Raw genomic sequence first — 23,450 nt, forward strand, 5'->3', positions numbered from 1 at the left:
CCGCGGCCGAGCCGCGGTGCCTGCGTCGATCGGCAGCCCACGATGAGCACCCCAACCACATCCGCGACCTCGGCGCTCCCCGACGCGACGCCCGCAAAGCACGTCAGCCGTTTCCGGCTGGCATCGTGGGCGCCGGTGATCGTGCTCGTCCTGCTCTGCATCATCATCGCGAGCATCAATCCGAACTTTCTGAGCTTCGGCAATTTCGTGCGTATCAGCCAGGCGGCGATGATCCCGCTCGTGCTCGGTCTCGGCGCCACCTTCATCATCCTGATGGGCTCGATCGACCTCTCGGTCGAAGGCGTGCTGACGCTCGCGGCCGTCATCCTGTCGATGCTCGTGCTGAATGGCGCCAACGGCAATGACTACGGGCTACTCGCGGTGCTGGCCGTGCTCGTCATCGGCGCCGCCGTGGGTTTCGTCAACGGCGTCATCCACGTGAAGTTGAAGGTGCCGTCGTTCATGACGACGCTCGGCATCTGGTTCATCGGCGTCGGTGCCGCCAATGCCTTGCTCGGCGGCATGGCGATCCGCATCAACGATCCAATGATCCGCGGGCTGGCGATCGAGCGCTTCCTAGGCTTCGCACGGGGGGTGTGGCTGGCGCTCGCCTGCCTCGGCGTGGCGCTCGTCGTCCAGAATTACACGCGGCTCGGCCGCCATATCTACGCGCTGGGCGGTGGCGAGGAACTGGCGGCGCTGTCGGGAATTTCGGTAGCGCGTGTGCGTATCATGGCGTTCATGCTGGCTGGCGTCTTCTATGCCATCGGCGGCATCCTCGCAGCTGCGCAGCTCGGCCTCGGCAATGCACAGATCGGCAACGGTCGCCTGTTCACCACGGTGACCGCGGTCGTCGTCGGCGGCACCGCGCTCTCCGGCGGCCAAGGCAGCGTGCTGCAGACGTTGGTCGGCGTGCTGATTGTGGTGGTGCTCGCCAACGGCATGGTGCTGATGGGCGTGCCGCCGAGCGTGCAGATCGGCGTGCAAGGCCTGATGATCATCGCCGCGGTCGCCCTCTCGATCGACCGCAAGCTGATGCGGATCGTCAAATGAATGCGTCGTCGCCCGAACCCGTGCTGTCGCTAATCAATGTCGACAAGCGCTTCCCTGGCGTCCACGCGCTGAAACAGGTATCGATCGATCTGAGACCGGGCGAGGTCGTCGGACTGATCGGCGAAAACGGCGCCGGGAAATCCACGCTGATGAAGATCCTCTCCGGCGTCTATCAGCATGATGCCGGCGAGATAAGAGTTGGCGGCCGGCCGACCCGTTTCCTCGACGCCGCGGACGCCAACAGCCAGGGCATCGGCATGGTCTTCCAGGAGCAGTCGCTGCTCACCAACCTCTCGGTCGGGGAAAACATCTACCTCGGCAACGAGAAGCAGTTCACCCGCTTCGGCATCATGAACTGGCGCACGCTCTACGACGCGGCCGCCCGGCAGCTCGCCAAGGTTAAGGTCGACGTCGACCCACGCGCGCGCGCCGAGGACCTGGACTTTGCGTCGCGGCAGATGGTGGAGCTCGCCAAGGCACTGACGCTCGAGGAACGAGGGGCCGGGCATTTGATCATCCTGCTCGACGAGCCGACATCCGTTCTCGAACGCGCCGAGATCGAAATACTGTTCGCGCGGGTGCGGGCGCTGAAGTCGCGCGCGTCGTTCATCTTTGTCTCGCACCGGCTCGACGAAGTACTGGAGCTGTCCGACCGCATTTATGTGATGAAGGACGGCGCCGTGGTCGCCGAGCGCAACGCCGCAGAGGCCGACGTCACCGAGCTACACCAACTGATGGTCGGCCGCAGCCTGCAGGCGGAGTACTACCGGGAGCCGCTGCAAAAAACCTACCGCGCGGAGATTGCAGTGGAGGCTCACAACCTGTCGCTCGCTGGCGCCTACCGGGACATCTCGTTCCAACTGCACCGGGGTGAAATTCTGGGGATTGCAGGAGTAATCGGTTCGGGACGCGAGGAACTGACACGCACCCTTGCCGGTTTCGCGCCGCATGGCAGCGGCCGTCTAGCCGTCGATGGCCGCGAGGTCACGCTGAGAAGCCCGGCCGAGGCGGTGGACAGCGGCATCGGCTACATACCGCGCGAGCGGCGCGTCGAGGGCCTTGTGCTGTTTTTGCCGGTCGCCGCGAACATCACGCTCGCCGACCTTGAAAGCCTCAGCCGCCACGGCCTGATCGACGCGCGCGAGGAGCGGCGGCTGGCGATCAGCTGGGTCGAGCGCCTCAAGGTCCGCACACCCAGCATCAACACGCTCTGTCTCAATCTGTCGGGCGGTAACCAGCAGAAGGTCGTGCTGGCGAAATGGCTGAACGCCAAGGCGAAAGTGCTGGTCCTCGACCATCCGACGCGTGGGCTCGACGTCGGCGCCAAGGAAGAAGTGTACGATTTGGTCCGTGCGGTTACCACGGAAGGCCTCGCCGTCATCCTGACCTCCGACACGCTCGAGGAGACCATCGGCCTCAGCCACACCGTGCTTGTGATGCGCGATGGCGAGATAACCCACCGCGCCTCCGCCAATCCCGGCGCAAAGCCGCGCCAGGTCGACCTGATCGGACACATGGTATGAGCACATTTGTCGACAGGCTGGGCATCGACCGGCTGCGGCAATGGCTACCGCTGACGACGCTCGTCATCCTGGTCATTCTCGTCGGAGCACTGCAGCCGGTCTTCCTGCAGCCGGCCACGCTGCTGCAGCTCGCCAGTGACACCGCCGTGCTGTTTATCCTCGCGACGGGTGTCACCTTCGTCATCATGCTCGGCGGCATCGACCTGTCGATCCAGTCGATGGCGTCGCTGGCGAGCGTCGTCGTTGCGCTCACGGTGGCACGCTTCGGCTACGGCGCCTTCGCTCTGGCGATCGGGCTCGGGCTCCTGGCCGGGCTGCTTTCCGGCATCGCCCACGTCCGGTTGAAGATTCCATCGTTCATTGCAACGCTGGCGATGGGCGGCGTGCTCTACAGCAGTGCGCTGGTCATATCGGGCGAGCGCTCGATCATGCTGGCCGATGCCGAGCGCTCATACCAGAGCTGGATCACCGGCACTGTCTTCGGCGCACCGGGCGTCATCATCATCGGACTCGTTGTTCTGATCGTTGCGCATGTACTGCAAGCCCATACGCGCTTCGGGCGATACAGCGCGGCCATCGGCGCCGGCGAGCCCGCGGCCTATGCTTCGGGCGTAAAGGTCGGTCGGCAGAAGATTTTCGCGTTCGTGCTGTCGGGGGGATTCGCCGCGCTCGCCGGCGTCGTTCTTGCCGGCAGGCTGGCGAGCGGCTCGCCGACGCTTGCCGCCGAGCTTCTGCTGCCGTCGATCGCAGCGGTGGTCGTCGGCGGCACCGCGATCACCGGTGGCGTCGGCAGCATCTGGCGCACGCTGGTCGGCGCGCTGATCATCTCGGTCGTGCGCATCGGCATGACGTTCCTCGGTGTCAATATTTTCGCGCAGAACATCGTCTTCGGCGTCGTCCTGATCGTGGCGGTCGCGATAACCATCGACCGATCGAAGATACCCATCGTCAAATAGCGTGGAGACCCAACATGGACATGCATCTCAGCGGCAAGGTCGCCGTGATCACCGGCGGCAGCGTCGGTATCGGGCTGGCGATCGCCAATGCACTCGCTGAAGAAGGGGTCGACATCGTCATGGCGGCCAGGCAAGGCGACCGCCTGAAGGACGAGGCAGCCAAAGTCGCCAGCGCTCATGGCGTCAAGACGACGCCGGTCGTCTGCGACGTCGCCACGGCCGCTGGCTGCGACACGCTCATCGCCACGACCGAAGCGCTCGGCGGCGTCGACATCTTGATCAACAATGCCGGCTCGGGAAGCAACGAGACGATCTTGGAGGCGCCCGACGAAAAGTGGCAGCACTATTGGGAGCTGCACGTCATGGCGGCGGTCCGCCTGGCGCGCGGCATCGTACCGGGGATGAAGCGGCGCGGCGGCGGCGGCGTGCTGCACAACGCCTCGATCTGCGCGACGCAGCCGCTCTGGTACGAGCCGATCTACAACGTCACCAAATCGGCACTGATGATGTTCTCCAAGACGCTCGCCAACGAGGTCGTCAAGGACAACGTCCGGGTCAACACGGTCAATGCGGGCTTGATCCTCACGCCTGACTGGATCAAGACCGCAAAGCAGCTGACCACCGATACGGGCGGCGACTGGGAAGGTTATCTACAAGGCGTTGCCGACGAGTACGCGCCGATCCGGCGCTTTGGCAAACCGGAGGAGCTGGCCTCGTTCTTCGTGTTCCTGTGCTCTGAGCGCGCGTCCTATTCCGTCGGCTCCACGTATTATGTCGACGGCGGCATGTTGAAAACCGTCTGAGCGGCGGATCACGGAATGGACGCGAAGGTCAGGCGCCTGCCGGCTGGAACCTTACCTCCTTGAAGCGTTTGGGCAGCAGGAGGTCGATTACGGCGAAGGCGACGATCCCAATTCGCGCCCGAGAATGATACGCAACGCCATGCAATTGCATACCACTTCGCATCAGTGAAAATCGTGGGTGAGATCGCCAACCGTCAATCGTCGCTGGCCCTGGTCGCTTGAACCTGGATTTCGACTTTCAACTCAGGCCGTGCAAGTCTCGATTCCACGGTCGCTCGCACGGGAGCATGTTCCTTTTCCACCCAGGCATCCCAGGATGCATTCATGGTCGTGAAATCGCCAATATCCGCCAGCCAGATATTCGCCGTGACGATATCTCGCTTGGAAGCACCCGCCTTGGCGAGCAGTTCGTCGATCTGCGTCAGAATGTCTGACGTCTGGGCACCCGCATCCTCATGTGCATTCCTGGCGGTGACGCCAGCGAGATAAATCATGTTGCCAACCTCGACGATCCGATGGAACCGGCCCGTGAAGTCCGTGCGCTTGATCGCCATGCTTGGATCCCCTACCCGTTCTGCAGCACGACGGCCTTGGTCGCGAGATATTCCTCGACGTGATCCTGCCCGGATTCGCGCCCGTAGCCGCTCATCTTGTAGCCCCCGAACGGGATGACCGGGTCGAGCATGCCATAGCAGTTGACCCAGACCGTGCCGGAGCGGATTCCCTTGGCGACGGTGTGCGCCTTGGCCACGTCGCGCGTCCATATCCCGCTTCCCAGCCCATAAACGGTGGCGTTGGCGATGCGGATTGCGTCGTCGGGTCCGTCGAACGGGATGGCCGTGACCACTGGCCCGAAGATCTCTTCCTGAGCCACCCGCATTGTATGTCCGACGTTCTTCATCACTGTCGGCTCTAGGAAGTAGCCCTGCGCAAGCGGACCCTCGAGAAGTCGATTGCCACCGGTGACGACCTCGGCGCCTTCGTCGACGCCAATCCCGAGATAGGACTGGACGCGTTGCATCTGCCGGCTCGATACGACCGGACCGATCTGTGTCTCCGCTTCAACGCCATTGCCGACCTTCAGCCCCTTGGCGAAATCTGCCACGCGCTCGACAAACGCGTCGTAGATCGACCGTTCGACGAGCAGCCGCGATCCGGCACTGCAGATTTGACCGCTGTTGCCGAAGATGCCCATCCCCGTGCCCGCGACGGCCTTGTCCAGATCCGCGTCCGCGAACACGATGTCAGGCGACTTGCCGCCGAGCTCAAGCATGAGGCGCTTGATGTTGCCCTTGCTCGCTTCAATGATCCGTCGTCCCGTCGCATCCGATCCGGTGAACGCGACCTTGTCGACGTCCATGTGGCCAGCCAGTGCTGCCCCCGCCACGGTACCCAGCCCCGGCACCACATTGATGACGCCAGGCGGAACGCCGGCCTCCAGCGCCAGTTCGCCGAGCCGCAAGGCCGTTAGCGGAGCGTCCTCGGCCGGTTTCAGAACCATGGTACAGCCGGTCGCGAGCACGGGTCCGATCTTCCAGATCGTGGAGGTGAGCGGCGCGTTCCACGGCGTGATGGCACCCACCACACCCACCGGTTCCTTCAGCGTGTAGGCAAAAACGTTACCGGGCAGAGAATTAGGAAGCGTGCGGCCGCCGATGGCGGTGCACATGGATGCATAGAAACGGATCATGCCAATGGCGCGCTGGCGGCGGGCGCGCGTCAACGTGATCGGCATACCCATGTCCAGCGTGTCGAGCATGCTGAATTCCTCGAACTGCCTGTCGACAAGGTCTGCGAATTTCAGGATGACTTCCTGGCGCTGAAATGGCGTGAATCTCGACCACGGGCCTTCGAAAGCGCGCCTTGCCGCCGCGACGGCCAAGTCGATATCCCGCGCGTCGCCCTGCGCAACGGTCGCAAGCAACTCACCGGTGGCCGGGTTGTAGGTTCCGAACGTCTGCCCATCGACAGGCATGACGAATTGCCCGTCGATGATCAATTTACGGGCAATTTCTGTCCGTCCGAGATTGTGCTGATTCATGGTGTTGTCCTTGAGGTCCGACGGCGCCGCTTCAAAATTCATGCGAATAGCGCCCGCAGATGGTCGTTGAGAAACATGCCGGCAGGGTCGATCTCACGGCGCATTTTCTTGAAGGCATCGTAGCGCGGATAGAGTTTTTCCAGCCTGGCGGGGGTCATGAAGTGATGCTTGCCCCAGTGCGGTCGGCCGTCATGTCGCTCGAAAATGGCGTCGACATCCCTGAGCATTGTCCAGGTCGAAACATCCAGTGGTCCCGAAACCGAAAGCGCGTAGCCGTCGCGCTCGGCATAGGCGCTGAGATAGGAATCGTCAGCCTTCACCGGCCGGCATTCGACCGGAAAGGTGAAGTCCGTGTGTTTGGTCAGGAAGAGGTGACGGACCTCGTCGAAGGTCGCCTCGAAGTCGTCGAACGGAACCGCGTATTCGATCTCGCGGAAGTTCGGTTCATAGATGTTCGGGAAGATCACCGAGCTGTGGTCGAACTGTGCGCCTGGCTCGGAAGCTGGTGCGGGTTCATCGACGGGTACGGCATTGTAGCTGCGCATGTGACAGATGTCGTAATCCCGGCTGGCCTTGTTGGGGACACCGCTCGGCAAGACGAAAAGATCCGCGGATTCGCGCCTCGGCAGCCAGAAGAACCAGAAGGTACGGTTGTCTTCCAGCCGTTGGTGGAGGCCGCCGAGACAGTCTTCGATATCGGCGTTCCAGGAGCGTTTGAGGATGTTGAAGGATGGAACCGCCTGCAGCGTCATGGAGACGACCACGCCGAACATGCCGATCGACGCCTGAAACGCCTTGAACAGTTCGCCGTCGGCTTCCGCCGAAAGGTCCAGGAAGCTGCCGTCGGCAAGCACGATTCTTGCGGCGATCAGTTGCGCCGACATGCAGGGCAAGGTGATGCCGGCGCCATGCGTCGCTGTCATGATTGCACCGCAAACCGATTGCGTGTCGATGTCGCCCTGGTTGTTCAGCGACATGCCTTGAGTGCGCAGGTAGCGGCTAAGTTCGCCGACACTGATGCCCGGCTGTACGGTCACCCGCATCAAGTCCTTGTCGACAGCTATCACCTGGCTGAAGGTGCTGAAGTCGATGTGGACACCCGATGTCGGGACGACGGCCGGGTTGGCATGCCCCTTGCCGGAGGACCGCACCGGCAATCCAAGCCTGGCCGCCGTGACAACGGCTTGTCGCACGTCTTCCTCGGTGCGGGGCGAGACCGTGTGGGCGGGCACGAAATACTGTTCGCCGAACCAGTTCCACCACAGCCTGCCTGGTTGCAGGACATCACTTCCGGCTGCCGTCATTCCTGTCTCCGTTCTCCATGAACCGTCAGGCAATCCGCTTCACGCGACTGCTGTGCAGCGCGGCATTAACCGCCGGCATGACTTTGGCGGCAAGAAGCTCCATGGACTTGTGCATTACCGCCTTGTCCTTGCAGTCGTGCGCTGTCATCAGGAGCGTGCCGAATGGTCCAACCTCGTCACGCAATTCGAGAATTTTGCGGGCCACCGTTTCAGGACTGCCGCAGATGACGAAGCTGTCGCGCACCTTCTCGTAGGTGATCTCGCTCTCGTCCATTCCGGGCGTCGGTGCCAGCAATTTGGCCGCACCGAGACGCTGGTACACGGTGAACATATAGTCGTAATACCAGTCATAGGCGCCGTTCGGCGTTTTCACGTAGGCTTCCGCCGCCTCGTCCGTATCCGCTACGAAAATCGAACGCGCCACGCGCCACTGGCTTCCGTCGGGCTTCTTTCCCAGTTTCTTCAACTCGTCGGCATAGGTCTCCCAATGGGTCCTTACGACCCAGGAGGCAACGAAATTCGCGGAAATCGGCATCATGCCGCGCTGCGCGGCGATGCGGATCGAGTTGGAGTTGGGACTGCTGACCGACAGCGCAAGCGGCGGATGCGGCAATTGATAGGGCTTGCCAAAGGACCCGACGCCGAGATCGGGCCAGACGTTATCCTTCAGCGTGACACTCCAATATTTGCCCTTGATCTCGTAAGGCGCGCTGCCGGCCCAGATTTTCTGGATGATGTCCAGCGAATCCATCATCATTTCGGGACGGTTCGCGTCGGGCAGGCCGAAGGCCTCGAAGTCGGATCCCAAAGCGCCCGTGCCAACACCGAGGATGAGCCTCCCCTCCGTCAGGTGATCGAGCAAGGCAATGTGCGAGGCGGCCATGACAGGGTGATAGAGCGGCAGAGGAAGAACCCCGGTGCCGAGCTTGATGGTCTTGGTCTTGCTTGCGATGAACGCCAGGAACGTTATTGGCGACGATATCTGCTCGATTTCGCAAGTGTAGTGTTCGCCAACCCAGCATTCCTCGAAGCCGAGCTTCTCGGCCAGCACGACCGACTCCACGTCCTCCATCAAGGTCGTGTGGTAATCGCGGTTCATGTTGTGCATTGGCATCATGAAAAATGCGAGTTTCATCGCAATCCCCTTCCTCGTTTCAGGCAAGGAAAGCGGAGCAAGGCCCGTGCCATTATCGCAAGAAGCAGCGCGTGCCCGGATTTCCGCGCGATGAGAGAGAAATCCACACCGTATTTTGGGCAAGCCGTCTCGCCGCAGCGAAACTCGTCTCATTTCTGACGCCACATCAAGACAACCGCGGCGAAGTGCTGGAGACAGCGCCGGAGCGCGTTCACCGAGGAAGCCAATTGCCTATCTTGACGGCAGATTTCAAAGCTGCATAGTTTATGGACACCAAGGCGACATGCGTCCACTTTGACGCACGAAGTATGCTCTAGTATTTTGAATCTTCGTATCGTGCTTTCCGAAAACCGATCCTGATTTACGGACCGATGCGTTAGAGAGGACAGGCTCCGTATGGAAGCATTGGGCCGCGTAGTCGCGCAGTCAACGGCAATCAGCGGACTGGCCAGTCTCGATAGCTCCTGGCAACGCTGCCAAGAGCGATATCACTTCGATCCGAATGCCAAACCACGCCTGTCTTCGTTGAGCGACCGAGAGGTTGTCCAACTTTGCGAACCGTTCGATCAAAGCCTCGAAACCATCAAGAATGAACTGGAATTCGTGCAATCGACGCTGCGTGGTTCGAATTTTTGTGCCAGCTTCTCCAACATGGCCGGCATCATCCTTCGCTACCGGGGAGATCCTCAAAACGATGAGGATCTGAAGCTCGAGCGACCGGGCACGATCTGGGCGGAGGGTGCTGTCGGCACGAACGGTGTCGGAACATGCATCATCGAGCGACGCCCGGTCATGGTTCTGGGCAGGCATCACTATTTCCGTGCCTACTCTTCCATTTCCTGCATCGCCGCACCGGTGACGTCGGCTGACGCAGAAATGATCGGTGTTCTCAACGTTGCGACGGGCGATCCGCGCATCACTTCCGATACGTTCGCCTTGGCTGCCGACTTGACGATGAATACCGCCGAGCGGCTCAGCAACCAGCTCTTTCTCAATCACTTCCCCGGCAGCTCAATCCTGAAGATCCGGGGCGACGGGCCGACCGTTCTGCTGGCCTTGGACGACGAGCAGCGCATTGTCGGCGCCAACAAGCAGGCGCGTCACATATTCGGATCGATCGCCGAGCGGCTCAACCGAGCGACGCTGTGGGAGCTGTTTCAAAACACGCCCGAAGCGCGCGACGGCGTGACAAGGGAAGGTAGGCTGCTGGGCCTGAGGCGGATCGAATCCGAAGCGCTGTGGGAAGCGGAAGTGATAGTCCCGAAGCCGGCGATGAGCAGACGTGCCGTCGCAAAATCGCCGTCAACCGCCACCTCCCCCGCCATCGAACCGGCGACCGACGTAGCTCACTCGGAAGGGCCGACGATCGAACAGTGTCTCGGTTCGCATCCTCGTCTTAATGTTCTTTCAAGGCTGTTGCGTCGCATTTCCGGCAGCGGTTTGCCGATCCTTCTTCTCGGCGAGACCGGCGTCGGCAAGGACACACTGGCGGGTGCGCTTCACCGGGAAGGTGATCGCTCGCACAAGCCGCTCGTCGCCTTCAATTGTGCGGCCATTCCGGAGACACTGATCGACAGCGAATTGTTTGGCTATGGGGCCGGCGCGTTCACCGGAGCCAAGCGGGAAGGCAACGTCGGCCGCTTGAAGCAGGCCGATGGCGGCACGCTGTTCCTCGATGAAATTGGAGACATGCCGCTGTCGCTGCAGACGCGTCTCCTTAGGGTTCTGGAAACCGGGGAAGTCAGTCCGCTCGGCTCGGCCAAGACCCAGACGGTCGACATCAACGTCATCGCCGCCACCAACAATGACCTCTCGGCCGCCGTTACCCAAGGCCGGTTCCGGCGCGACCTCTACTATCGGTTGGCCGGTGTCGTGGTCGATATGCAACCCCTTCGTGAGCGGAAGGACATTCTGAGCATTGCCCATCGCCTGCTCGCGTCCGACAAGATCAGCCCAGCGGTCGAACTCAGTCCCGGGGTGATCTCCGTGCTCGAGACTTACGCCTGGCCCGGCAATATTCGCGAGATGCGCTATGTCCTGCAGCGTGCCCGGCGCGTCTGCGAAAACGGCATTATAGAGGTCGATGACTTGTTGTTGACCGACCTCGCGTCACCGGCATCGGGTGCTCCGGAAATGCCCAACTCGGCTGCGCATCCGCGCCAGGCGTTGCACGATGCCGAAAGGCGGATGATCCTGTCGACACTGGACAGGCTGGACAGCGATGTGAGCCGAACCGCCGAGGCGCTCGATATGAGCCGGGCCACGCTTTACCGCAAGATGCGCGCGCATGAGATCGTCGCGCGGAAGGTCGTGCGCGCTTAATTCCCCACGCTTGATTGCCGGAAAGCAGTGACGGACTTTTCCGCGCGATTGACGCACGCGCCGAGCTGGCACGTGACTTGCGTTGCTCTTTTCAACCCACGGGACGTCACTGGCTGGCTTGCCCGCCGGACGCCGCCTGCGCGAGTTTGAAGGAGACTGACATGCCTGACCCAATCGAGTTCAAGCTGGCCGAGTTCAAGCTGGCCATGCGCCGACTGGCCGCCGGCGTTTCAATCGTCACGACCATCGATGGCGAAAAACCGCACGGCTTTGCGGCGACGTCCGTTACCTCTGTTTCCGCGGATCCGTCGCCGCTGCTTCTGGTCTGCGTGAACAAATCCGTCTCATGCCACGACCTCATGCTGGCATCTGGCCGGTTCTGTGTGAACGTGTTGAGCGAGGCGGATGTGGAAACGGCGCGGCTGTTCAGCTCATCCGAGGATCGGCATCGCCGCTTCGACCTATGCAGATGGGAGACCTTGTCCACCGGCGCACCGGCGCTGACCGGCGCGCTGGCGAGCTTCGACTGCCGCATCCACCGAGCGGTCGAGGTGCAGACGCATACGGTGCTTTTCGGCGAAGTGGTGGAAACACGGCTGATCAACGACGACCTTCACCCGCTCGTCTATATTGATGGACGCTTCGACGGGCTCCGCTGCTCGACATCGGCCGGAGCAACCTCGTGAGTGGTCCCATGCAGAGCGCACCCACGCACGGCAAGATCCATGTGGCGGTGATTGGCGGAGGGGTCATCGGCGTCTGCTCGGCAAGCTGGCTCCTGCGCGAAGGTTTCGCAGTCACCATTGTCGAACCGGGCGAAATCGCCAACGGCTCTTCGTTCGGCAATGCCGGATGCTTCAATCCATCATCGGTCGTCCCCATGTCGATGCCGGGCAATATAACCAAGGTGCCGGGTTGGTTGCTTGATCCGCTCGGCCCACTGTCGATCCGATGGGCCTACCTGCCTCGGATCGCGCCCTGGCTGCTGCGATTTCTGCAAGCGGGTTCGCGTCAGCGGGTCGAGAAACAAGCCGCCGCGCTAGCTGGCCTGTTGCGGGATTCGCCAGATGTCTACCTGCCGCTGGTCGAGAACGCAGGCGCCCTCGACCTGCTGCGGCGCGACGGGCACCTTATGGTCTATCTGACACGTGCCGATTTCGAGGCTGACGCTTTTGCCTGGCAGCTGCGCAAAAGGAACGGGATCGACTACACGGTGCTGGAACGCGATGCCCTTTGGCAGCTGGAGCCTGCCTTGTCTCGGGATTATCAGTTGGGTGTCCTCCTCCCGGGCAATGGCCATACGGTCAATCCGCAGCGCTTCGTCGCCGCCCTTGCCAACGCCTTTCTTCGCAACGGCGGGCAGATCAAGCGGGCCAAAGTCCAAGGCTTCGATCTCACCGGGGAGCGGCTTGCCGGGCTATGCACTGACGGTGGAATTGTCGCAGCCGACCGCGCCGTCGTTGCCGCGGGGGCCTATTCGAAACAGTTCGCAACACAGCTCGGCGATTCCGTCCCGCTCGACACCGAACGTGGCTACCACATCATCGTCCGCAGCCCCGAGGCGAGCCCGGGCTTGCCGATATTGGACACCTCCGGCAAGTTCGTGGCCACGCCCATGGAAACGGGTCTCCGACTGGCCGGCACCGTCGAATTCGCCGGGCTCGAGGCTCCGCCAGACTGGAGGCGGGCGCGGAACCTGCTGAAGCTCGGAAAACGGCTCTTTCCCGGCCTCGCGGAGACCTATCCAGAGGATCGCCTTTCCGTCTGGATGGGCTTTCGGCCAAGCATGCCGGACTCGCTGCCCGTGATCGGGTATTCCCGGCGTACCCGCGACGTCGTCTACGCGTTCGGTCATGGCCACATCGGGATGGCGGCCGGCGCGAACACCGGGCACCTGGTTACAGACCTGATCACCGGCAAGGTTCCGCGAGTGCCCGTCGAACCCTTTTCGCCGCAGCGGTTTGGCTAGCGCGGCCGCACCCAGCCCAAAACCCTTGTCTCACGTAAGAGACTGATCCTTCACGGATGCGACTCCAGGACTGCGGCAATGAACCAGCCCGGCAATACGCTCCTGAAGCAACAGCCTATGGAATCAATGGCTTGTGGTTGTTCAAACTCTCGGCGACAGTCCTTCGGCGTCGCGACGAAATTCTGGCACGGCGTTTGCTCCATTCCTGGCACAAACATGGGAAAGGACCTGGGCATGAAAAAACTTCTGAATGAAGCCGCTGTCAGCCGTCGCACTGTCCTCAAAGCCGGTGGCGCGGCGATCGCCGGTTCGCTTTTTGCGCCGAACATCATACGCCCGGCGAATGCTGCCGAGCAGATATTGCTGCTGACCTGGGAAACATATCACGACGACGACTGGATCCAGGAATGGGGCCGCGCCAACGACACCGAAGTGCGTGCCGTACGCATCGGCTCCGTGGACGAACTCTTCTCGCAGCCATTCTCGGGCGCGGTCCAGCCGGACATCCTCTATGTCGAAACAGGCTCGCTGTCGCGCTTCAAGCAAGCCGGACTGATCAAGGCGGTCGACATCTCCAAACTGCCGAACGCGTCCAACATATCTCCCCATCTGCCATGGAAGGACTTCACGAAGGTCGATGGCGAGACGGTTGGCGTGCCATACAACTGGGGCACGCAGCCCCTGATGTACAATGCCGACGTCGTCACCGAGGCCGAGAGCAATACATGGGCGACGCTCTGGAACGAGAAGTACAAGGGCCAGGTAAACATGTTCGACGACTGCACGATCACCTTTCCGATGATCGCGCTCTATATCGGAGCCAAGGATCCCTTCAACCTGACTGAAGAGGAATTCGGCAAGTGCACGGACGCGCTGCGAGCCCTCCATGGCCAGATCCGGGTCATTGCCCGCGGCTTCGACGACGCCGCGACCATCTATGCGGCAGGTGAGGCTGTAATCGGTTACTGCCAGAACGTTGCCGTGGTCACATCCCTGCAGGCCAAGGGCAAGAACTTCAAATACGCGCTGCCGAAGGAAGGGACACCTACCTGGATCGACTGCGCCACGATCTCGCCGCAGGGCGACCGGCCAATCGTCTACAAATTCATGAACGACAATCTCAGCACCCAGTGGCAATCGCGCTTCATCACCAAGTCGACCAACAACGGCGTGCTCAGCGCGGAATCCGCACGTGCGGCCGGAATGAGCGAGGATGCATTGAAGATCACCAACATCATCGACTCCGCGGCCTCCGGTTTTTGGGACAAGCTCGTCGTCTTCCAGAAGCCGGAGGACCTGGAGCGTCGCCTGCAGATCTGGAACGATTTCAAATCAGGTATTCTCTGAACCTTGCGGCAGGCAACCAGAACCGGAGCCACTGCGATGCAGCAAGCAGTCGGAAGCTACGTGCTTAGCCTGGAGAATGTCGCCAAGACCTATCCGGGCAACACCAAACGGGCGCTCGACAGAGTGTCATTCGAGGTGGCCGCGGGCGAGTTCTTCTCGATCCTCGGTCCAAGCGGCTCCGGAAAGACGACGATCCTGAGGACAATCGCGGGCTTCGAGAAGCCGGATGAGGGTCGCGTAGTAATGGCCGGGGGCGATGTCACGCATCTGCCACCGAACCGTCGCGACCTTCGCACGGTGTTCCAGAGCTATGCCTTGTTCCCGCATCTGACGATCGGTGAGAACGTTCAGTATCCATTGCGAATGTCCGGCATGGGTAAGCTCGAGCGGACAAGGAAGGCCGCGGAGGCGCTGGAACTCGTCGCCATGGAACCGCTGGCCGGCCGCTTGCCGCATCTGCTTTCCGGTGGTCAGAGGCAGCGCGCCGCACTCGCCCGTGCCGTCGTCTCCAGGCCGCAATTGCTGCTTCTCGACGAACCGCTCGGCGCGCTCGACCTGCGTCTGCGTCAGCAGATGCAGCATACGCTTGTTTCACTGCAGAAGGAGCTCGGCATAGCTTTCGTCTATGTGACGCACGACCAGGGCGAAGCGCTTTCGATGTCCGACCGGGTCCTGGTTATGCGCGAGGGCCGGATCGCGCAGCTAGGAAGACCCCAAGACCTCTATTTCAAGCCGAGGTCCGAGTTTGTGGCCGAGTTTGTCGGCAATTCCAACATGTTGCCGGTAGAGTTCACCGCCGATCACGGATCCTATGTCGGATCGATCGGCGGGGTGACGTTTCCGGAAATGCGCGGCGACAAGTCTGGCAAGGCACGTGTGGCCGTGCGTTATGACAACGTCCACATCTACCCCGCCAAGGAGAACTCAGGGACGAGCAGGCTTTCGGGTATCGTAGAGAACGTGCTTTTTCTCGGCACCAACATCGAGGTCGACATGCGTTGTGGCGACTTGCGGATCATGGGCAGCTTGCCGGCCGGCCGTGCCGACAGCATCGTTGCCGGCCAGGCCGTCTCCATCGGCCTCGATCTCGCAGACGCAAGCGTCTTTCATGTCTAGATCGGCCGACATGGCACTGTTCGCCACACCAGCCGTGCCCGCGCGCTTCAGGTTCCGTATCGACCTGCCACAGGTGCCGGTATACGCATGGCTGGCACTGGTCGTGTTGATCCCGAACCTCTTGCTGATCGGGACGAGTTTCCTGTCAGTCGCGGAAGGGCGCATCAAGTTCGAGCCGACCTTGGGCAACTACGTGCGCCTGTGGCACTCGGCCGGGTTCTGGCGCCTGCTTTGGAAAACGCTCCAGTTCAGCCTGCTGGGGGCGTTCCTCGGCGCGCTGGCAGCTTATCCCATGGCCTGTTTCGTCGGCCGGGCGGTGCGAAACAACCGCTCCATCCTAACCGTGCTGGTGCTCGTCCCCCTGTGGATCAGCCTGCTGATGAGGGTGTTTTCCTGGCGGCTCATCCTGGGCCAGAACGGGGTGCTGAACTCCTCGCTCGTGTCGAGTGGAATCCTGGATACCCCATCTTCGGCATTCCTATACACGGGCTCGTCGGTGGTGCTGACGTTCGCCTACATATCCATCCCGTTCATCTTCGTTTCAACGCTCAATGCGTTCGAGAAGATCCCGCAATCGCTGATCGAAGCCTCGCAGGATCTGGGTGCGACGACGGTCCAGACCTTCTGTCACGTGATCTGGCCGCTCACCCGGCGCAGTCTGGCCATCGGCTTCAGCCTCGCCTTTCTGGTGACCGTCGGCGACTATGTGACGCCGTCCATGGTCGGCGGGATCAACGGAACCACGCTTGGCGTGTTGATCTCCTCGCAATTCGGCATCGCCAGCAACTGGCCTTTCGGAGCGGCCCTGTCGATCGCGCTCATCGTGGCCGTATCGGTGGTCGTTGGCGTGGCATTGTGGTCGTGCCCGCAGCGGGGGGTCTTCTCCGGAGACGAGACGCCTTCGGGTGGGCCGCCGCCAGGTGCGAGGCCGCGCCTCGGCTTCATCGGCGGCTCCATCCTCTACGGCGTGGTCGTCGCCTTCCTCTACGCACCCCTGCTGCTGATGGTCGTGTTCTCGTTCAACGATTCTACCTTGCAGGCCTTCCCGCTGCAGCGCCTGACATTCAAATGGTATGCCGAACTCGCGGGCAATTCGGGATTGATAGCAGCCGCGCAACGCTCGCTGGTGGTCGCCGTCTGCGTCGTTCTCGTTTCCAGCATCGTCGGAACATCTTTCGCGCTGATCCTCCACTATCGCAACTTACTCTATTCTCGCGCCATCGAGCTCCTGCTGACCCTGCCGCTTGCCATGCCTTCGGTCGTCCTCGGCATCGTCATGGTGCTTGGAACGGAGATCGTGGGTGTTCCGCCGGGACTGGCGCGAATCGTCATTGGCCAGGCAAGCTTCATCATGCCCATCACCATGCTTCTGGTGCTGACTCGGCTCCGGCGCCTTGATCCCTCGCTGCTCGAAGCCTCTCTCGATCTCGGCGCGAGCCGCTTGCAGAGCTTCGTGCACGTCGTGCTGCCACTCATACGCGGCGCGGCAATCGGCGGCATGCTGCTCGGCGTGACGCTGTCGGCGGACGAAGTGATGGTGACGCTATTTCTGGCAGGGCCGTCACAGACACTGCCGATCTGGGTCTTCAATCAGATGCGGTTCGGCTTCACCCCGTCGGTCAACGCGGTGTTCACTCTGCTTGGGCTGTTCGCGCTCTCGACGGTGTTGATCGGGCAATTCATCTCGCGACGCCGCGCGATCGATTGACTTGGCACCCGGCCGAATGGTCGTTCGATCCGACGAGAAGCTTACGGCTTGCCGCCCAGAATCAAGCCATCCCCGTCATGCCCGATAGGGATCTTGCAGGGCCGAAGACGCAATGCGCGTTTGGTAGCGATCACGGTTCTTATCGGCAACCTAGGACATCGTTGCAACTTTCGCATATTCGCAGCTTGGCACGGAGTTTGCCAACTTCAAGATGGGGCCGGCTTTCGATTGGCCTCTGACATGATCACTGGGAGCAGTCATATGCAGACGTCGCAGACAACCAGCCACCGCGTTGCCGTGCTTGGCGTTGGCAGTATGGGGACAGCGGTCGCGAAGGCACTGGCCAAGGCAGGCCACCACGTGACTGTCTGGAACCGGTCGAAAGAGCGTGTCTGACAGATATTCCTTTCACGCCAGTCCTCGGGAGCCCACCATAAATCAATGAAATCAACGCGATGCATGATGGTTCGCCTGCTTTGACTTGGCTAGCCGGACAAAAAATGACAGCTAACCTATTGATAAATAATGGTTATGGTAGGCCCGGAGGATATCCTATGGGTATTGATTTCATTGGCTTTTTCGCGGGCCAAATTCAAAAATCTTCCCGTGTCGTTCCGTATGGTTCCGCGATGATCGGTTTTGATGCAGGATCGTCTCGGCAGCGATGTAGCCCAGGTCATATTCGGGCCGAGGGTCGTGCCGGCTCCTATGGCGCGCGTGCCGAGGGTGTTGGCAAGCCCTGCCGTGGCCTATGGGTCGCTTGCTTTCATTCCGGGCGACCTGCTCAGGCGGCTATGGCAACGCTTGCGGCACGCTCCGTGCTTGTAGGCTACCCGCTGTTCAACCAGCGAGCCTAAGGTAAAGCGCCTGTCTGACGGGCCGGCGGTTAGCCGCCGCCGCCCATGGTCACGGACATAAAGGCCCGGAAGGCCGCCGCCGCCGGGTCGATTTGTCTGTCACGCGACCAAGCCAGGCCGACATCCATACTGGGGATCGGCTCGACAAGCCCGCGCACTTCGATGCGCTGCCCCTCCAAGGACCATGGTCGGTAGACCATGTCTGACAGGACAGTGACGCCCATGCCGGCAGCCACGAGCGACCGCACGGCCTCGACCGAACTGGTGGTAAGGACTGCGCGGAGCGAAAGCCCCGCGGCATCCCAGTAACGGGCGGCAGTCGTGCGTGCCTCGTCCACCGTCAGCATGACATAATCTTCCGCCGCCACATCGGCCAGGCTGATTTCCTGCCGCGCGAGCAGATGATGATCGGCCGAAAGCCAGAGCCGGCGGTTCGACCGCATCAAGACCTCCTGCGCCAATTCCTCGGTGTGCGCCAGGTTGGACACCAGCATCACCGCCATGTCGATCTCCCCGCACATCAAGCCGATTTCGAGAGCGTCCCGGGGAAGTTCCAGCACCTCGACCTCGATCTGGGGATAGGTCTTTCGGAACCGCGCGTAGTGGCGCGACATGTAGTAGCCGACGACCGTGTAGGTCATGCCCAGCCGCAGCTTGCCCGCTAGGCCTTTCCTATCGCGCAACGGGCTTCGGACAGCGGCTGCGACGGCCCCGGTGATAACACGCGCATGCTCAAGAAACCGCGCCCCCTCCATCGTCAACCTTACGCCAGCGTGGTTACGCTCCAAAAGCCGTACACCCAGGTCAGCCTCCAGCGTCTTTATCGCCGCGGTGACCGCCGATTGTGAGATGTTGAGTTCCACCGCGGCATGACTGACCTGTCCGCTCTCGGCGGTCGCGATGAAATAATCGAGCTGTTTCAAGGTGATGGTCATGGTGCACTCCGGCCCAGAACCTTTATCTGTTTTTTTGATATCACAATCAATAAACTACTATTTCACAAATGCCCCCGCATGCGCAAAAAATGCTGCAACGCCGCAAAGACGGCAGCTTCGAGGGGTAACAATGCGGTGGCGGTGACGCTAAACTGTGACATGGGCGAAAGCTTTGGCCTTTATAAGGTTGGCGATGATGTGGGCATGATGCCGATCATCGACGTCGCGAATGTCGCCTGTGGGTTTCACGCTTCCGATCCCGATCACATGCACGCCGCCGTCCGCAGCGCCAAGGCGAGTGGCGTAAAGATCGGCGCCCATCCAGGCTTGCCGGACATTCAGGGTTTCGGCCGGCGCGAGATGCGGATGACCCGCGACGAAGTCAGAAACACCATTATTTACCAGGTGGGAGCGCTTGCCGGCTTCCTCAAGGCCGAGGGTGTGGAACTCCACCATATCAAGCCGCATGGCAGCCTTTACTTCATGGCCATGCAGCAGGAGGCAGTCGCCCATGGCGTGTGCGACGCGGCAGAGGTTTTCGGCGTACCCCTCTTCGGCATGACGGGCACCCTGCACGAGAAGATCTATCAAGAGCGCGGTATCCCATTCGTCGCCGAGTTCTATGCCGATCTCGACTACGATGCCTCCGGCAAGCTGATCCTGACACGCGTTCATGACGCCAAGGACCCCGCAGAGATGGCCGAGCGTTGCGTGCGCGCCATCAGCGAGGGCGAGGGAACGGCAGAGGACGGCAGTTTCTTCCCCGTACGCTGCGAAACCATCTGCGTGCATTCCGATACGCCGAACGCCATCGAAATAGCCAGGGCCGTGCGCACCGCAATCGCCCCTTGGCACTGAAGTCGACCGAAACCGCCCGCACAGGCGGTTCCAAATTAGTCCGTCTGCAGTTTTCCGGAGCTTTTTATGGCCCAGATTCTTTCTCCTCTTCCCGGCACTTTCTATCGGAGCGCTTCGCCAGACCAGCCGCCCTACAAGGCGGATGGCGACGCGGTTTCCGCCGGAGATGTAATCGGTCTCATCGAAGTGATGAAGTCGTTCCACGAAGTGAGGGCCGAGACGGCCGGTACGAACATCCGCTTTATTGCCGACAATGAGGACCCCATCATGGCCGGCGCACCTCTTGCGGATCTCGACTGATGCTGAAAAAGCTTCTGGTTGCCAACCGGGGCGAGATAGCGGTCAGGATCATCCGGGCCGCACAAGATCTGGGGATCGCCACTGTGGCGGTGTACTCAGCCGCGGACGCCGAGTCGCTCCACGTCCAGCTTGCGGACGAAGCGGTCAACATCGGCCCACCCGCAGCAAAGAAGTCCTATCTCAACGTCGAAGCGCTTCTGAAGGCTGCCCGCGACACCGGCTGCGACAGCGTGCATCCTGGCTATGGCTTCCTTGCCGAGAATGCCGCGTTTTCCGACGCGGTCACAGGCGCTGGATTGGTCTTCGTCGGCCCGTCGGGAGATGCGATCCGGCTGATGGGAGACAAGGTCTCGGCGCGATCGGCCGCTGCCGCTGCAGGTGTCCCTGTGGTGCCAGGCTCGGCGGGCCGGGTCGAGGGCCTCAAGGCTGGCCGCGAGGTGCTGACCGAAACCGGTTTTCCAGTGATGATCAAGGCAGCGGCAGGCGGCGGCGGGCGGGGCATCCGCATTGCGAACTCGCTCGCCGAATTCGAGCAAGCCTTTCCGCAGGCCGAAGCAGAAGCTCTCGCCGCCTTTGGCGACGGTGGTCTCTACATGGAAAAGGTGATCGGCAAGGCCCGCCATATCGAAGTGCAGGTACTGGCAGACGGAAGCGATGCCATCCACTGCTACGAGCGGGAGTGCTCGCTGCAGCGGCGACGCCAGAAGGTTTGGGAGGAAGCGCCATCACGCGCACTTTCCGACGGGCTGCGCGAGGAGCTCTGCGCTTCGGCGGTCGCTTTGGCCAAGGCGGTCAAATACTCTGGTGCCGGCACTGTAGAGTATCTCTATGACCATGAAGCCGACCGCTTTTACTTCATCGAGATGAATACCCGCATTCAGGTTGAGCACCCGGTCACCGAGGCGATCACCGGCATCGACCTCGTTGCAGAGATGCTTCGCATCGCCGGCGGCGAGAAGCTGCGGATTCGGCAGGGCGATGTCTCCGTCAAAGGGCATGCGATCGAAGTACGGCTCAATGCCGAAGACCCGGCGAAGGAGTTTGCGCCCTTTCCCGGGCAGGTGGCCGAGCTTCGCATTCCCGGCGGTCCGGGCGTACGCTTCGATTCCATGCTCTACCAAGGCTATCAGGTGCCACCCTTTTATGACTCGCTGCTTGCCAAGCTGATCGTGCATGGAGAGACGCGCGAGGCGGCGATAGTCCGCCTGATCCGCGCGCTTCACGAGTTGAAGATCGGCGGGCTGAAGACCACCAAGCCGCTGTTTCTTGCGCTGGCCGCCGATCCTGCGGTGCGGGCAGGAGACGTGCATACCCGCTGGCTGGAAGGCTGGCTCAGCGAAAACGCCGCAGCGTTGGCGGGCTAAGGGAGGACCGATGTCGATACGATTCAACTTCGGCGGTGACGAACATATCTTCGGCGAGGTGTCCGAGGAAATGTCGCTCACCTCGTTCTTTACCGGCCTTTCGATGACCAACGCGGTCCGTACGGCAGGCATCCTAGGCGTCACCGAGATATGCCCAGCCAACGCCAGCTTCCAGATTCGCTTCAACCCCGACATCGTCAAGCCGCAGGATTTGCTCAGCGAACTGAAGTCGATGGAAGAGGCGGCCTCAAAGGCAGACCCGGTGCTGAAGACCCGGATCATCGAACTGCCGGTTTATTTCCAGGATCCATGGACGCGTGAAACCTGCTTGCGCTTCCGCGAGCGCCATCAGGACCCGTCCTCCACCGATCTTGAATATTCGGCACGCATCAGCGGCTACGCCACGGTAGAAGAGTTTATCGCGGCCTATTCCGGCCAGCCCTGGTTCGTATCCATGGTCGGCTTCGTCGCCGGACTGCCCTTCCTGTACCAGATGGTTGAGCGCAAGAAACAGATTCAGGCGCCGAAATATTTGCGTCCACGCACTGACACTCCCAAGCTCACCATCGGCCATGGCGGCTGCTTTGCGGCGATCTATTCGGTGCGCGGCGCCGGCGGCTACCAGATGTATGGCATAACCCCGGCTCCGATCTACGACCCTACCAGGAAGGTGCGCTACCTCTCCGATGATATGTGCCTGTTCAAGCCAGGCGACATCGTGAAGTTCAAGGCCATTGGCCGCGATGATTACGACGCCACGCTCGAGGAAATCGAAGCCAATCGGTGGCAGCCGACGGTTCGCCAGTGCACCTTCAGCCTGACGGACTTCAACGGCGATATTTACGGCACCAATGCAAAGCTGATGGAGCTTATCAATGGCCGTTAAGGTAATCTCTCCCGGCCTCTCCACTTCCGTGCAGGACCTTGGCCGACCAGGCCACTATCATGTCGGCATTCCCGAAGGCGGCGGCATGGACCGCTTTGCCACACGCATCGCAAACCTGCTTGTCGGCAACGATCCGGGTGCTGCGGTGCTCGAAGCCACCTTCATGGGGCCCGAACTCGAATTCACCCAATCAGCAGTCATCGCCGTCACCGGTGGAGAGCTTCCACCCAAACTTAATGGCGAGGAACGGCCGACCTGGGAAAGCTTTTCGGTGAAGGCGGGTGACCGGCTTTCCTTTGGCTTCCTCAAGGGCGGCGCGCGCGCTTATTTGGCCATCTCCGGCGGCATCGACGTACCCGTGGTTCTCGGCTCGCGCTCGACTTATATCCTGGGCGCACTCGGCGGCCATCAGGGCCGCGCGCTGAAGGCGGGCGATGAGCTTCCCGTCGGCGAAGGTTCCGGCAAGGCCGGTCTTTCGCTGCCTGCAAATCTGCGCCGCGCGCGGAACAGTCCGGCGGAACTCAGAATGCTTCCCGGCATGTACTGGCATCGGATCACTGAAGCTGCCGGCAATCGGTTCTTTGAGGAAACCTGGAAGGTCGCGCCCGAAGCTGACCGCATCGGCTATCGCTTCCGTGGAGGAACGCCGCTGGAGTTCGTTGAGCGCGAGCAGCCTTTCGGCGCAGGCTCCGACCCCTCGAACATCGTCGATGCCTGCTACCCTTATGGATCCGTCCAGGTGCCGAGTGGCACAGAGCCTATCGTTCTTCACCGGGACGCGGTTTCGGGTGGCGGCTACATGATGCTGGGTGTGGTAATATCGGCCGACATGGACCTGATCGCCCAGCTCCAGCCGCACACCCCGGCGCGCTTCGTTCCGGTGACGCTGGAAGACGCGCTTGCCGCGCGAGCGGAACAGCGCGCCGCGCTGGCGCGTGCTGAAGGGTATCTGGCCGGCTGACGTCAGCCGGGA

At 61.5% G+C, this 23,450-nt stretch carries 20 protein-coding genes; 15 read left to right on the plus strand and 5 right to left on the minus strand.

Annotation, left to right across the window (positions count from 1 at the left end):
• The first annotated feature begins 42 nt into the window (after positions 1-42).
• From MESS4_RS25355 to MESS4_RS25370, 4 genes are read left to right on the plus strand one after another with little or no spacing between them, the layout of a single operon-like run.
• Positions 43-1,053, plus strand: coding sequence for an ABC transporter permease (locus tag MESS4_RS25355; RefSeq protein ID WP_157385670.1), 1,011 nt, complete (start codon positions 43-45; stop codon positions 1,051-1,053).
• Complete coding sequence (locus MESS4_RS25360) at positions 1,050-2,576, plus strand: sugar ABC transporter ATP-binding protein (protein WP_006337165.1); 1,527 nt, start codon at positions 1,050-1,052, stop codon at positions 2,574-2,576. Before MESS4_RS25355 ends, MESS4_RS25360 begins: the two co-directional genes overlap by 4 nt.
• Positions 2,573-3,532: an ABC transporter permease gene (locus MESS4_RS25365; RefSeq protein WP_006337166.1), complete on the plus strand. Its 960-nt coding sequence runs from the start codon at positions 2,573-2,575 to the stop codon at positions 3,530-3,532. Before MESS4_RS25360 ends, MESS4_RS25365 begins: the two co-directional genes overlap by 4 nt.
• A 14-nt stretch (positions 3,533-3,546) precedes the next feature.
• Positions 3,547-4,335 (plus strand): SDR family oxidoreductase, encoded by a 789-nt coding sequence (locus MESS4_RS25370; RefSeq protein ID WP_006337168.1) that lies wholly within the window; start codon positions 3,547-3,549, stop codon positions 4,333-4,335.
• Between the two features lie 194 nt (positions 4,336-4,529).
• On the opposite strand, the gene MESS4_RS25375 is transcribed toward MESS4_RS25370, so the two are convergent.
• Genes MESS4_RS25375 through MESS4_RS25390 form a run of 4 tightly spaced genes read right to left on the minus strand, consistent with a single transcriptional unit; the run spans position 4,530 to position 8,815 of the window.
• Positions 4,530-4,889 (minus strand): RidA family protein, encoded by a 360-nt coding sequence (locus MESS4_RS25375; protein ID WP_006337170.1) that lies wholly within the window; start codon positions 4,887-4,889, stop codon positions 4,530-4,532.
• Positions 4,890-4,900: 11 nt separating this feature from the next.
• Positions 4,901-6,376, minus strand: coding sequence for an aldehyde dehydrogenase family protein (locus tag MESS4_RS25380; protein ID WP_036242086.1), 1,476 nt, complete (start codon positions 6,374-6,376; stop codon positions 4,901-4,903).
• 38 nt (positions 6,377-6,414) lie between these two features.
• The gene (locus MESS4_RS25385) at positions 6,415-7,680 is read right to left on the minus strand and encodes a D-arabinono-1,4-lactone oxidase (RefSeq protein ID WP_006337174.1); all 1,266 of its coding nucleotides are present in this window, start codon (positions 7,678-7,680) and stop codon (positions 6,415-6,417) included.
• A gap of 25 nt (positions 7,681-7,705) precedes the next feature.
• Positions 7,706-8,815: an LLM class flavin-dependent oxidoreductase gene (locus MESS4_RS25390; RefSeq protein WP_006337176.1), complete on the minus strand. Its 1,110-nt coding sequence runs from the start codon at positions 8,813-8,815 to the stop codon at positions 7,706-7,708.
• Positions 8,816-9,340: 525 nt separating this feature from the next.
• Between MESS4_RS25390 and MESS4_RS25395 the strand changes: the two genes are divergently transcribed.
• From MESS4_RS25395 to MESS4_RS25420, 6 genes are all read left to right on the plus strand, one after another.
• Entirely contained in the window at positions 9,341-11,137 is a 1,797-nt protein-coding gene (locus MESS4_RS25395) for a sigma-54-dependent Fis family transcriptional regulator (RefSeq protein ID WP_198292800.1), read from the plus strand.
• A gap of 161 nt (positions 11,138-11,298) precedes the next feature.
• Complete coding sequence (locus MESS4_RS25400) at positions 11,299-11,823, plus strand: flavin reductase family protein (RefSeq protein ID WP_006337181.1); 525 nt, start codon at positions 11,299-11,301, stop codon at positions 11,821-11,823.
• Between the two features lie 8 nt (positions 11,824-11,831).
• Positions 11,832-13,106 (plus strand): FAD-dependent oxidoreductase, encoded by a 1,275-nt coding sequence (locus tag MESS4_RS25405; RefSeq protein WP_006337183.1) that lies wholly within the window; start codon positions 11,832-11,834, stop codon positions 13,104-13,106.
• 234 nt (positions 13,107-13,340) lie between these two features.
• On the plus strand, positions 13,341-14,453 hold the full coding sequence (locus MESS4_RS25410; RefSeq protein ID WP_006337184.1) for an extracellular solute-binding protein: 1,113 nt from the start codon (positions 13,341-13,343) through the stop codon (positions 14,451-14,453).
• A gap of 36 nt (positions 14,454-14,489) precedes the next feature.
• On the plus strand, positions 14,490-15,569 hold the full coding sequence (locus MESS4_RS25415; RefSeq protein WP_006337187.1) for an ABC transporter ATP-binding protein: 1,080 nt from the start codon (positions 14,490-14,492) through the stop codon (positions 15,567-15,569).
• On the plus strand, positions 15,562-17,277 hold the full coding sequence (locus MESS4_RS25420) for an ABC transporter permease subunit (RefSeq protein ID WP_051070921.1): 1,716 nt from the start codon (positions 15,562-15,564) through the stop codon (positions 17,275-17,277). The genes MESS4_RS25415 and MESS4_RS25420 overlap by 8 nt, the downstream gene beginning before the upstream one ends.
• A gap of 886 nt (positions 17,278-18,163) precedes the next feature.
• On the opposite strand, the gene MESS4_RS25425 is transcribed toward MESS4_RS25420, so the two are convergent.
• Complete coding sequence (locus MESS4_RS25425; RefSeq protein WP_006337204.1) at positions 18,164-19,069, minus strand: LysR family transcriptional regulator; 906 nt, start codon at positions 19,067-19,069, stop codon at positions 18,164-18,166.
• A gap of 135 nt (positions 19,070-19,204) precedes the next feature.
• Here MESS4_RS25425 and MESS4_RS25430 point away from each other — a divergent pair, with 135 nt between their 5' ends.
• From MESS4_RS25430 to MESS4_RS25450, 5 genes are all read left to right on the plus strand, one after another.
• The gene (locus MESS4_RS25430; protein ID WP_006337205.1) at positions 19,205-19,927 is read left to right on the plus strand and encodes a LamB/YcsF family protein; all 723 of its coding nucleotides are present in this window, start codon (positions 19,205-19,207) and stop codon (positions 19,925-19,927) included.
• A 66-nt stretch (positions 19,928-19,993) separates the two neighbouring features.
• Positions 19,994-20,227, plus strand: a complete 234-nt coding sequence (locus MESS4_RS25435; RefSeq protein ID WP_006337206.1) for an acetyl-CoA carboxylase — start codon at positions 19,994-19,996, stop codon at positions 20,225-20,227.
• Positions 20,227-21,591: an acetyl-CoA carboxylase biotin carboxylase subunit gene (locus MESS4_RS25440; protein WP_006337207.1), complete on the plus strand. Its 1,365-nt coding sequence runs from the start codon at positions 20,227-20,229 to the stop codon at positions 21,589-21,591. The genes MESS4_RS25435 and MESS4_RS25440 overlap by 1 nt, the downstream gene beginning before the upstream one ends.
• Before the next feature lie 10 nt (positions 21,592-21,601).
• Complete coding sequence (locus tag MESS4_RS25445) at positions 21,602-22,477, plus strand: carboxyltransferase domain-containing protein (RefSeq protein WP_006337209.1); 876 nt, start codon at positions 21,602-21,604, stop codon at positions 22,475-22,477.
• Positions 22,467-23,438 (plus strand): 5-oxoprolinase/urea amidolyase family protein, encoded by a 972-nt coding sequence (locus MESS4_RS25450; RefSeq protein ID WP_006337212.1) that lies wholly within the window; start codon positions 22,467-22,469, stop codon positions 23,436-23,438. The genes MESS4_RS25445 and MESS4_RS25450 overlap by 11 nt, the downstream gene beginning before the upstream one ends.
• Positions 23,439-23,450 lie beyond the last annotated feature (12 nt).

Source organism: Mesorhizobium sp. STM 4661, from assembly GCF_000359125.1.
In the GTDB taxonomy this organism is placed as follows: domain Bacteria; phylum Pseudomonadota; class Alphaproteobacteria; order Rhizobiales; family Rhizobiaceae; genus Mesorhizobium.

What these genes read in the sequence shown, in the direction of transcription:
- MESS4_RS25355 (WP_157385670.1), top strand. Translation starts at nt 43, where the DNA reads ATGAGCACCCCAACCACATCCGCGACCTCGGCGCTCCCCGACGCGACG.
- MESS4_RS25360 (WP_006337165.1), top strand. Translation starts at nt 1,050, where the DNA reads ATGAATGCGTCGTCGCCCGAACCCGTGCTGTCGCTAATCAATGTCGAC.
- MESS4_RS25365 (WP_006337166.1), top strand. Translation starts at nt 2,573, where the DNA reads ATGAGCACATTTGTCGACAGGCTGGGCATCGACCGGCTGCGGCAATGG.
- MESS4_RS25370 (WP_006337168.1), top strand. Translation starts at nt 3,547, where the DNA reads ATGGACATGCATCTCAGCGGCAAGGTCGCCGTGATCACCGGCGGCAGC.
- MESS4_RS25375 (WP_006337170.1), bottom strand. Translation starts at nt 4,889, where the DNA reads ATGGCGATCAAGCGCACGGACTTCACGGGCCGGTTCCATCGGATCGTC.
- MESS4_RS25380 (WP_036242086.1), bottom strand. Translation starts at nt 6,376, where the DNA reads ATGAATCAGCACAATCTCGGACGGACAGAAATTGCCCGTAAATTGATC.
- MESS4_RS25385 (WP_006337174.1), bottom strand. Translation starts at nt 7,680, where the DNA reads ATGACGGCAGCCGGAAGTGATGTCCTGCAACCAGGCAGGCTGTGGTGG.
- MESS4_RS25390 (WP_006337176.1), bottom strand. Translation starts at nt 8,815, where the DNA reads ATGAAACTCGCATTTTTCATGATGCCAATGCACAACATGAACCGCGAT.
- MESS4_RS25400 (WP_006337181.1), top strand. Translation starts at nt 11,299, where the DNA reads ATGCCTGACCCAATCGAGTTCAAGCTGGCCGAGTTCAAGCTGGCCATG.
- MESS4_RS25405 (WP_006337183.1), top strand. Translation starts at nt 11,832, where the DNA reads ATGCAGAGCGCACCCACGCACGGCAAGATCCATGTGGCGGTGATTGGC.
- MESS4_RS25410 (WP_006337184.1), top strand. Translation starts at nt 13,341, where the DNA reads ATGAAAAAACTTCTGAATGAAGCCGCTGTCAGCCGTCGCACTGTCCTC.
- MESS4_RS25415 (WP_006337187.1), top strand. Translation starts at nt 14,490, where the DNA reads ATGCAGCAAGCAGTCGGAAGCTACGTGCTTAGCCTGGAGAATGTCGCC.
- MESS4_RS25420 (WP_051070921.1), top strand. Translation starts at nt 15,562, where the DNA reads ATGTCTAGATCGGCCGACATGGCACTGTTCGCCACACCAGCCGTGCCC.
- MESS4_RS25425 (WP_006337204.1), bottom strand. Translation starts at nt 19,069, where the DNA reads ATGACCATCACCTTGAAACAGCTCGATTATTTCATCGCGACCGCCGAG.
- MESS4_RS25435 (WP_006337206.1), top strand. Translation starts at nt 19,994, where the DNA reads ATGGCCCAGATTCTTTCTCCTCTTCCCGGCACTTTCTATCGGAGCGCT.
- MESS4_RS25440 (WP_006337207.1), top strand. Translation starts at nt 20,227, where the DNA reads ATGCTGAAAAAGCTTCTGGTTGCCAACCGGGGCGAGATAGCGGTCAGG.
- MESS4_RS25445 (WP_006337209.1), top strand. Translation starts at nt 21,602, where the DNA reads ATGTCGATACGATTCAACTTCGGCGGTGACGAACATATCTTCGGCGAG.
- MESS4_RS25450 (WP_006337212.1), top strand. Translation starts at nt 22,467, where the DNA reads ATGGCCGTTAAGGTAATCTCTCCCGGCCTCTCCACTTCCGTGCAGGAC.